The sequence below is a fragment of the Methyloglobulus sp. genome (genome assembly GCF_046714055.1).
Taxonomy (GTDB): domain Bacteria; phylum Pseudomonadota; class Gammaproteobacteria; order Methylococcales; family Methylomonadaceae; genus Methyloglobulus.
Genome location: NZ_JBKKBJ010000176.1, coordinates 1 through 8,665 on the forward strand (window position 1 = coordinate 1; position 8,665 = coordinate 8,665).

Below are 8,665 nucleotides of genomic sequence, written 5' to 3' on the forward strand. Positions count from 1 at the left end.
AGTAGAAATGCTGATTTACCGCAAAGACAGCTTTAGTTTTGATGAATATTATTGTTTTGACGACGACGATAATTATTTGCAGCAACTAAGGCGTAGTTGGGAAGCGAAGCTGCGCGAAGCGGTTGCAGCTTTACCTGGCTTAAATAAAGGGACCGTTAAACCTATGCCGGTTACGTTGTAGGGCTATAGTGCTAATTATTCCTCTACCAATGGCAGTAGTTGCTTAATTTTAGCTGAATGTAGCCAGCTATAAATACGCTTACATTGGGTTATCGTGCACTCGCGCCCTGGAAATCATGCGTTTTACTTCCGAGCCAGTATTGATTGCTGTAATTTCTATTTCGGGATGTTGGCGGGCAAAAACCCTGAACACTTCATCTGCGAATGCTTGACCGATTGAAGTAACTCCAGCGAAGTCAAACACAACGACCTTAAAACTTTCGATACGAACCAACAACCTCTTGGCTTGTGACCTGGAAACAAGATTGTCATCACCATACTGGGTCAGATTCACTGGGACTACTGTTTTTGTGAAACCATAATCTTCGCCAACCGAAAACTTGTCGAACACCTTCTTAGTCGTTCGAGCGGTATGGTTACGAAGCTCCATTTGCACACAAGTTCCACTAGTGTTTCCTTCAGATTGTAGTATCCAGTCTTCTTTTTCGTTGAAGTCATGTGAAAAGAAAACTCCTCCAGATAGGATCGTGAAATCATCAAACATGCGGGAGCTAAAAAATATGCCTTCACCTGAATGGTTAGCTGGGGAGGTGGTAAACTTACCTTTCGCTAATTCAAGCACAGCATGACGTTCGTCTAGTAGACCAAGGGCTGCTTGAATTTTCTTAAAGATCCCGACCCCATCATCGTCTATCGTAATCTCGGTACTAGCAGCGGTTTTCTGGAATGTTACCAAGAGATGTGCCGCACTTGAGTGCTCAAGGGCATTATTGAAAATTTCAGTGAAGCCATAGTGCCAAATATTCAACACATTAGCTGGCATTGAACCTAATAAGGGGGAAATATCCTCACGCCATGCCTGATCCTCGGTAACATTCGAAGGTAGTTGATAGGCTTTTTCCCATTTGGCGAGTGGCGCTAAACCATAGACCTTATTCCTAGTCTTACCAGTTTCAGTGATTGCACCCTCTTCTATTAGAAGTTGTATATGTTTATTTACAGCTTGGCGCGAACATCCAAACTTTTTAACAGTAACTTTAACAATATCCGATGGGTGATTCTGTACATTATCAATAATGAACCGCCGAACCTCCGTTCCTCTATCTCGAATGTTTGTCATGCCTTGCTATTTTGTCAACCATAATCGTAATCATTGTCAACTATATGTCAAATTTTGTCAACCGCAACGCATGAAGCTAAATAGTTTCAACAATTAATAGTCATGCAAAACTGAAGCGCTGCGACAATCAGCCTTTTTATCCGTCATTACGAATCAACCGAAGGCTGGGGTTGAAGAAATTGCTGAAACTCAGCAAATCTAAGTCTCAGAATACTGTGTTTCGTTCCTCGATCTAGCCTAAATTACCTACATTCCTTGAATTATAACCTTACCAACACCTCACCCCTTCCCATTTCCGACATATCGCCCGCATAGCGTTGAACCCGGTTGAAAGCTGAGGATGCGTCGGCAAATTTAGAGTTTCTGTTTTTAAATGACGCAAACAGTAATGGCAGGAAACCCAGGGTATGCGCCCCGCAGTCATTAAAACTGGCTGGTAACTGGGGCTGCTTCCATAACAATAAGGTTCCACGGCGCATGGCGTAGCCTAAATAGCGGCCTGTTTTACCCATCACCGCAATGGTTCCGGCAGTCATCCGCGAACCGCAATATTCGCCCGCATTACCTTCGATAAGAATAGTGCCGCGACGCATGTGATCGCCCGCACGGTCGCCAACATTACCTTTGATGAGGATAGTACCGCCTTTCATCCCCATTTTGTTGCCGGGCAGCGCAGCTCCGAGAAAATCACCCACATTGCCGGAAATTTCAAGATAACCTTTTTTCATTTCGCAAGCGGCATACAGACCGACATTGCCGGATACCTTGATTTCGCCAAATTTCATGCCCATGCCGAGATATGCCCCCACATCGCCGGTCACGGTAATGGTTCCACCATCGAGTTCTTTGCCGATAAAGTCCAGCTTACCAAAACTATTGTTTATGGTAATGTTTTGCGTGTCGTCTCCAGAAATGTTGAACAATTCGCCGACTGAAATTTGTTGTTTGCCGCTTTGTAAGGTTAGATCTGCGATTTCATTCACTGTCTTGCCGGACAAATTAGCAGGTACCAAGAGTGACATATCGACACGTTGTTTGGGTTGGTATTTCAGCGTAAAAGTCAAAGCGCTCATGCCATGATCTCCTGCAAATGGAAGTGGAATGGCCCTAGCTTGCCGCCATAATTCCCGGCGCTGATGCGTTTGATGCCATAGTCTGCACCCAGGTCGCAAACAGCTTGAATGCCCGCTCGCATGGCTTTATCAATATCTTCTTTGCTTAAGCCGTCAATCACAATTTCCATAACGGACTCAATGTCAGGTGAAAGTTCGGTTTTGGTCATGCCTTTTAAGGTAGGACAAAACGCATCATTGGTTGAGGCATTCAGCGCCGCGTATTTGGAACCGACTTTAGAACCCGAACGCACCACGCCCCCAGGAAACGGCATAATAACGCTGGGGACTTTATTCATGGCCTCGATAGCCGTTTCGCACGCCGTCAATACTTGTGTCTGGGATTGCCCCAATACCAGGAAGTTACCGCCACCGACGGCATCGACTTGCCCCGTGGTCGCTTCGGTCAAAAATTCGCCGTCCATAACGGGAATACGCCAATAGCGTTTACCTGAGATGACTTTGGCAATCTGAAATCCGTCGCCAAAATAACGCAGATTTTTACCGAGCGGAATTTTTATGGCGCTCTCAATCCCAGCAAACAAGGCCGAGGTGGGGGATGTCAGAACGCACTGCCCTGCCCTGGTTTCAAGCTGTTTTGCCAAGGTTTTGCCGCCCATCGCAAAAATCATGACGGCGACACCAGGGCGGCCATCTGGGGTTTCCGAGGCATCCAGAATCCTGTCGATACCGGCTTCACAGCCGCAAGCGATAACCGATGTTGCAAAACCCGTCATGGCTTGCGCCGCAATCATGGCCCATTTTTCATTCTGTGCCGTGATGATCGCCCGGGTTGCCTTCATGGGGAAGGCTTCGGCAAAGGTTGCGTCGATGGTTACGCCGTTGATAATCATGATGTTATGCTCATTTTTGAACTATTTTTCAGCATCTCGGGCTGGACTAACTAATTAGCGAGTTTTTGGCCTAACTGTTAAGCAAATAACCCTGTAATTCGGGATAATTTTTAAAATGACTATCAACACTCATTAATTTAGCCTGATAGTTCAACGCTGTGGCGATAATCATTCGATCAAAAGGGTCTTTATGAATATCTGATAAATCAACGGCGCGGCACGTAATGGCGGGTGATAACGGCAATAAATCAATACTAGCAGGCGCTAATGCCTCTTGTAACCATTCATTAGTCGGCAAAGGCAAAATCAAACGCTCGCGTTTTACCAATTGCGCTATTTCAAAACAAGAGATAATCGAAACAGCTACCCGTTCGGTTTGTTCTATGCAGTCAATTTGTTGTGCCGATAAATAACTGAATTTATCATTTAACCACCATACCCAAATATGCGTATCCAATACGACTATTTCAGGCATTCAAAATCCTCATTATCAACGCAGGGTTCTATTAAATCGCCGATTATCTTGCCTTTACCAGCAATGGAAACAGGTGGTTGACGGCGCTTACCAATGGCTTGATGATTTGTGATTAGCTCATGCAGAGCCATATTAATAATTTCATTAACATCCTCAAGACCCACGCACTGTGAGGCATTTTCTAATAAGGTGTCGTTTATAGTGATTGTTTGTTGCATGGTTAAATCCTGTTGTTGATACTAATTGGCTTCAATAATTAAGTTGGCAATAATGTCCATAGAGCATAGCATGAGCTCACTATTGCATTATGCCGCTCACTTTAAACCCAAGATATAGTTCTAATCATTATATTTTTCACTTAACAATCGGACGATTATCTGTGACCACTTTATGCTATCAAAAACCAATGGTTTTATGACAGGCTTTGTCCCATGAACATCTGACATATCACTTCTTAGTGTCTGCATTACAAAAGCCGCTTGATTGAGAGATTGTTTTAGATTGCTCTTGAATTGGGTAATATTAGAATTCTTCCATTCAATTTCAATAAGTTGCCGATCAATAGCTTCAAAAACACCTACTGCTTCTAGTGATTTGGCACATCGTTCTCGAAAAGAACTTTTCTTTACATCGCCAAGATTTTTTTCTCGATATAATCGCTCAGTTACACTATCAACGGCAGCACATGCAGACGATACTGAGCCACTTAAATCACCATCTCTAAATTTTGTTGCAGCTTTAACCAAATCATTCCGTGCAGACGGCTCTAACTCGTTTAAATCTGATATGTCTAAAATCTCAATAGGCAAGACTTTATTGTCAATAAGTTGCCAGCCTAATCGGTTAAGACAGTATTTCAATCTCTTTTTTAAGTTTCGTTGTTCATGACTGAAGTTACTATTTAGCTTGAATTTGCCGCTTAAAATTTCTTCTATGACGATATGTAAAAAACGACTCTTAAATTCGTTATCATCGCGTGGAAAATAACCCCCTATTTCTGATACAAGCTGATCTGTACCTGTATTTTGTTGTCGCCAATCGTCATAACCTAAACCATTGAGGATTGTCATATTAAACCCAGCAAGCCCGACAATATCCTTAATATCGTAGTAATTAAATTTTTTTAGTATTGGAACCACAGCAGCCCATGCCGAATTGATGTCTTGGTTCATAGTGATTTAACCGTTGGATGAACCGTAATGCTCCCCCGCCCATCTTCCGTAATTTCATCATCGCTGATTTTAAAGTTACCCAGTTTCATGGTGAGATAGCGGTCAAAATACGATTTCAAATCCTTTTCCACTGCGGGATCAAAGTCCGGCCTGACGACATGGGTTGTACCCCATTTTGTGTGTACGACCTTTCCGTCAACCACCACCAATTCACCATCTTTGAACACATAATCGGGTTTTTCAAACATGGCTTGGCGATTGGTGTTATCGGTATACACCGTAATATCGGCAAAGTTTCCTGCGCTCAAGCCACCACGGTCTTTTAAACCGATCAGCTTTGCCGCACCCGCACGGGTCATAATGGCGATTTCCTGCAAGCTGTATTCACGGGTGATTGAAGCCAAAGTCGTCATTTTTTGCGCTTCTGGATGGATAGTCGCTAACACGTCATTACGGAACGTCCTGTCCATTAACAAGCGGATCAGATGCGGATAGCTGGTGAATGGCGCACCGTTAGGGTGGTCTGTAGTCAGGAAAATACGCCAGGGATCGTCCACCAACAAGAAAGTCTCCAAGCCTATCGCCCATTGCAGGGCATTGACAAAATTCTGATCCCGGTACTTGAACGGCACGACACCGCAACCGGCATCGCACTCGATGTCCATGCACACCCATTTATTGGGGCTGGCATGTTTATGGTTGGCATGTTGGCACATGCTGTCACCGGATGCGGTAACCGTCTGACCAAACAAAATTTGCCCGACATCAATCGTAATATTCTTGTTGTTATTGACGGCCTCAGCAATTTGCGCCGCGCCGGAAGAAAACTTGAGATCACCCTCCGTACCGTAACTATGAAATTGGATATGGGTCAGGTGCATCGGCAAACCGCCAATGCCTTGAATGGTATCCAGCGTGGTGTTCATATTGCCTGGAACACCGAGATTACAACCATGAACGTGCAAAGGATGGGTGATACCCAATTGCTTAACCGCTGTCGCCAAGACCTGAAGGATTTGGCGGGGCGTTACGCCATAATGGCAATTTTGTTCATCCAGATCGAGTTTGCGCTGGTTAAATTTGAATGCGCTGATGCCGCCTGGATTGACGACCTTGACGCCAATCGCCTTGGCTGAATGGATCGTCCATGCGACATAATCGTTGATGGCTTTCTGGTCTTTTTTGGCGGTCAGCATCCGCAGGAAGTAGTCGTCGCTGCCCAACATGACATAGCCGCCCTTGTCCAGAATGGGAATGTCCGCCATTTCCATATGGGCTTGGCGTGCGTTAACGGGCAACACCGCCGGTTCAAACCCTGCGGTGTAGCCCATTTCTGCGTAGCGATAGCCCGTCACGTAGGTGCTGGGCATGGCATGGCCGTTACCGGAACGAGTAATGTTTGTGCGAGCGACGGGATCCTGACGATGGTCTTCCGGCAACAGCGTCCTGGCAATATTGCCCTTGCCGCCGCCGATATGCGTGTGCATATCGATTGCACCGGACATCACGACCTTGCCCCTTAAATCGTATTCCTTATCACAAAGTCCATCGGCTGGCTGGTCGATGATACGGCCATCCCTGATGTAGATATCCTTGATAACGCCATCAACGCCACCTGACGGATCGTAAACCCTACCACCTGTGAGTTTTATCAACATACTTGGTTTTCCTGTAACGTGTGTTCGATGGCACTTAAAACTTCTGCCGTACTGGGCAAACCGGATTCACGCAATTTTTTCAGGCGAATTGCCACCACATTATCGGTGCGGTAAGCATGTCCGGCATGGTCGATACCAGGCGTACCGACCGGAATAAACACATCGGGTTCTTTAGTAAAGGTCATACCGGATCGCCCAACCACAATGGTTGGTAACTCACACATGGGTGGAACAGCATTAACATTGAATGCGTTCACCCAAACCAAAACATCCGCTTCGCCGTTTGCGAGCATGAGGTTGGTATCGTACAGGAAAGGGTCATATTCTGGATAACCCCGTGCAAATTGAACCCTAGCAGGATAGCCAGTAGTCCAACCGCAGACTTGATTGGCGGTCTGGTCGCCTTCCTTCCCAGCCAGGGGCAGGCCGGAACTTCGTGTGTTACGGCTGTTGATGTCCTTAACCATTTCCGATAAAACCTGCACGGTCAGTTCGCCATGACTGCATCCCAAAGCACCAGCTGCCCAGGTGACCACACTATATTTTGCCGCTTTTAATTTGTCCGCAATGGCTCGTAGCTCCGCCACTGCAATACCGCCGACTTCTTCAGCGCGAATGGTTTGGCCTTTTACCAACGCCCTGAGTACCGCCACGACTTCAGGCAGGGCTTCGTTTTCGCAAGTTAACACTTTTGCCTTTTGTCCGGCAGGAGACGTGGAAGCATTACCTGACGGCGCTTTGCCCAGATAAATCACTTCGCGCTGCTTGGTATCATCCAGAAACATGGTTTCATCAACCCATAGATAACGCTCAAAAAAACGCGGGGCAAAACTTTCCAGATCGGTGCTGACAACCAAAAGCAGGTCACAACGGTTTTTGACTTCCGCCAAAGTGGTGTTCATCCAGCCGGAATCCTGCAAGGCCAGGAAGTTATTTCGGGCTGAGGTAAAGTTCATATTATCGACCACAGCACCGCATCGGTCGGCCAAAGACAATAAAGCCCGCATCCCGTTAACATCAGTTGCACAGCCGCCAATAACTGGCTGTTTGGTGTCAGTAAGATAGGCGGCAGCTTTTGTCACGGCATCTTGAAGACTGACCAGTTTTCCGGCGACTCTAGGGCTGGTATCGCCAATGGCATGCTCAAAAGCAGGCGTATTCACTAAGCAACCGTTTTCCATCACCTTAAGGGCTACACCATCAACCTGAATCGACAGGTCATCCGTGCCAATCCCGCAAAACGGGCTGGGTACTTCAGTTATTACAGTCACGCACACTCCCCTGCTTGGCTTAATCGATGTCATATTAACTAAACTATTCTAACTCGAATAACCGAAAATTTTGCCTTGTTTAGGTTATGTTTTAGCGAATTATCCAATCCAGGCTAATATAACACTCCTTCGTATGGACAGCCGATGGTGTTGGTTCTAGGTCTGCCGATAATGCACTATTTAAGAAACCCCGTTATCGGTAGCATAATCACAGCGCCGTTACTTCTGGCGCTTTGTTTTTTAACGCCTGAAACATTTGCCGAAGTGTCCGTTTCAGGAATTGATGGGAAAATTAAGGACAACGTGATGTTGACCTTATCCATAGCAAAAGAGAAATGTGATACGCCAAAATGGAAAATTCAAGGCCTTTTGAAGATTCTGACCAAGAGATCAACCATGCTTTACGGGCATTAGGTTATTACCATGCCACCATAAAAAAATCATTCGCTTTAAATAAGGACTGCTGGAAGGCGGATTTTAATATCAATCCGGGGCAACGGGTTTTGGTTAATGACATCAATATTTTTATTAATGGAGATGCCCGTAACGACCCCGATTTTTTAGCCTTGTTAAAAGAACTGCCCCTAAAACAAGGTAGCCCGCTTCATCATGGACAGTACGAAAGCATGAAGAGCAAGATTGAATCCTTGGCTCTTGAAAGCGGTTATCTGGAAGGCTCGTTTACCGAAAAAAATTAGGAATTGCTAATTTAATATAGCTAGCATATTATTCCATTTTGCCATCAGTGGCCTAACAGAGTATTCCAGCATTTTTTGGCATTTACTGTAGCATTTTGATTTGCGGCGCAACCTGGCAAGAAAAT

9 protein-coding genes and 2 pseudogenes are annotated in these 8,665 nt (G+C 45.5%); 2 read left to right on the forward strand and 9 right to left on the reverse strand.

The genetic code is table 11. The features are described from left to right. Positions 1-181, forward strand: a pseudogene (locus ACLQ6D_RS10570) (peptidase); the annotation flags it as partial. Positions 182-259: 78 nt separating this feature from the next. Here ACLQ6D_RS10570 and ACLQ6D_RS10575 read toward each other — a convergent pair. The 8 genes from ACLQ6D_RS10575 to ACLQ6D_RS10610 all read right to left on the reverse strand — a co-directional run bounded on the left by ACLQ6D_RS10575 (position 260) and on the right by ACLQ6D_RS10610 (position 7,842). Then, a complete protein-coding gene (locus tag ACLQ6D_RS10575; RefSeq protein ID WP_411727247.1) occupies positions 260-1,300 on the reverse strand; it encodes an STAS-like domain-containing protein in 1,041 nt (346 codons plus the stop codon). A 260-nt stretch (positions 1,301-1,560) separates the two neighbouring features. Further along, complete coding sequence (locus tag ACLQ6D_RS10580) at positions 1,561-2,373, reverse strand: formylmethanofuran dehydrogenase subunit C (protein ID WP_411727248.1); 813 nt, start codon at positions 2,371-2,373, stop codon at positions 1,561-1,563. Next, positions 2,370-3,266 (reverse strand): formylmethanofuran--tetrahydromethanopterin N-formyltransferase, encoded by an 897-nt coding sequence (gene fhcD / locus ACLQ6D_RS10585; RefSeq protein WP_411727249.1) that lies wholly within the window; start codon positions 3,264-3,266, stop codon positions 2,370-2,372. The genes ACLQ6D_RS10580 and fhcD overlap by 4 nt, the downstream gene beginning before the upstream one ends. A 70-nt stretch (positions 3,267-3,336) precedes the next feature. Beyond that, positions 3,337-3,741, reverse strand: a complete 405-nt coding sequence (locus ACLQ6D_RS10590; protein ID WP_411727250.1) for a type II toxin-antitoxin system VapC family toxin — start codon at positions 3,739-3,741, stop codon at positions 3,337-3,339. Continuing rightward, a complete protein-coding gene (locus ACLQ6D_RS10595; RefSeq protein WP_411727251.1) occupies positions 3,729-3,959 on the reverse strand; it encodes a type II toxin-antitoxin system VapB family antitoxin in 231 nt (76 codons plus the stop codon). The genes ACLQ6D_RS10590 and ACLQ6D_RS10595 overlap by 13 nt, the downstream gene beginning before the upstream one ends. Positions 3,960-4,079: 120 nt before the next feature. Next, positions 4,080-4,913, reverse strand: a complete 834-nt coding sequence (locus ACLQ6D_RS10600) for a hypothetical protein (protein WP_411727252.1) — start codon at positions 4,911-4,913, stop codon at positions 4,080-4,082. Then, positions 4,910-6,571 (reverse strand): formylmethanofuran dehydrogenase subunit A, encoded by a 1,662-nt coding sequence (locus ACLQ6D_RS10605; RefSeq protein ID WP_411727253.1) that lies wholly within the window; start codon positions 6,569-6,571, stop codon positions 4,910-4,912. Before ACLQ6D_RS10605 ends, ACLQ6D_RS10600 begins: the two co-directional genes overlap by 4 nt. Then, entirely contained in the window at positions 6,565-7,842 is a 1,278-nt protein-coding gene (locus ACLQ6D_RS10610; RefSeq protein ID WP_411727254.1) for a formylmethanofuran dehydrogenase subunit B, read from the reverse strand. Before ACLQ6D_RS10610 ends, ACLQ6D_RS10605 begins: the two co-directional genes overlap by 7 nt. Positions 7,843-8,192: 350 nt before the next feature. On the opposite strand from ACLQ6D_RS10610, the gene ACLQ6D_RS10615 reads away from it, so the two are divergent. Then, the gene (locus ACLQ6D_RS10615; protein ID WP_411727255.1) at positions 8,193-8,540 is read left to right on the forward strand and encodes a POTRA domain-containing protein; all 348 of its coding nucleotides are present in this window, start codon (positions 8,193-8,195) and stop codon (positions 8,538-8,540) included. Between the two features lie 6 nt (positions 8,541-8,546). Here ACLQ6D_RS10615 and ACLQ6D_RS10620 read toward each other — a convergent pair. After that, a pseudogene (locus ACLQ6D_RS10620) lies at positions 8,547-8,665 on the reverse strand (IS1 family transposase); the annotation flags it as partial.

Coding starts and splice junctions, on each gene's coding strand:
- ACLQ6D_RS10575 (WP_411727247.1), bottom strand. CDS start 1,300: ATGACAAACATTCGAGATAGAGGAACGGAGGTTCGGCGGTTCATTATT.
- ACLQ6D_RS10580 (WP_411727248.1), bottom strand. CDS start 2,373: ATGAGCGCTTTGACTTTTACGCTGAAATACCAACCCAAACAACGTGTC.
- fhcD (WP_411727249.1), bottom strand. CDS start 3,266: ATGATTATCAACGGCGTAACCATCGACGCAACCTTTGCCGAAGCCTTC.
- ACLQ6D_RS10590 (WP_411727250.1), bottom strand. CDS start 3,741: ATGCCTGAAATAGTCGTATTGGATACGCATATTTGGGTATGGTGGTTA.
- ACLQ6D_RS10595 (WP_411727251.1), bottom strand. CDS start 3,959: ATGCAACAAACAATCACTATAAACGACACCTTATTAGAAAATGCCTCA.
- ACLQ6D_RS10600 (WP_411727252.1), bottom strand. CDS start 4,913: ATGAACCAAGACATCAATTCGGCATGGGCTGCTGTGGTTCCAATACTA.
- ACLQ6D_RS10605 (WP_411727253.1), bottom strand. CDS start 6,571: ATGTTGATAAAACTCACAGGTGGTAGGGTTTACGATCCGTCAGGTGGC.
- ACLQ6D_RS10615 (WP_411727255.1), top strand. CDS start 8,193: ATGGAAAATTCAAGGCCTTTTGAAGATTCTGACCAAGAGATCAACCAT.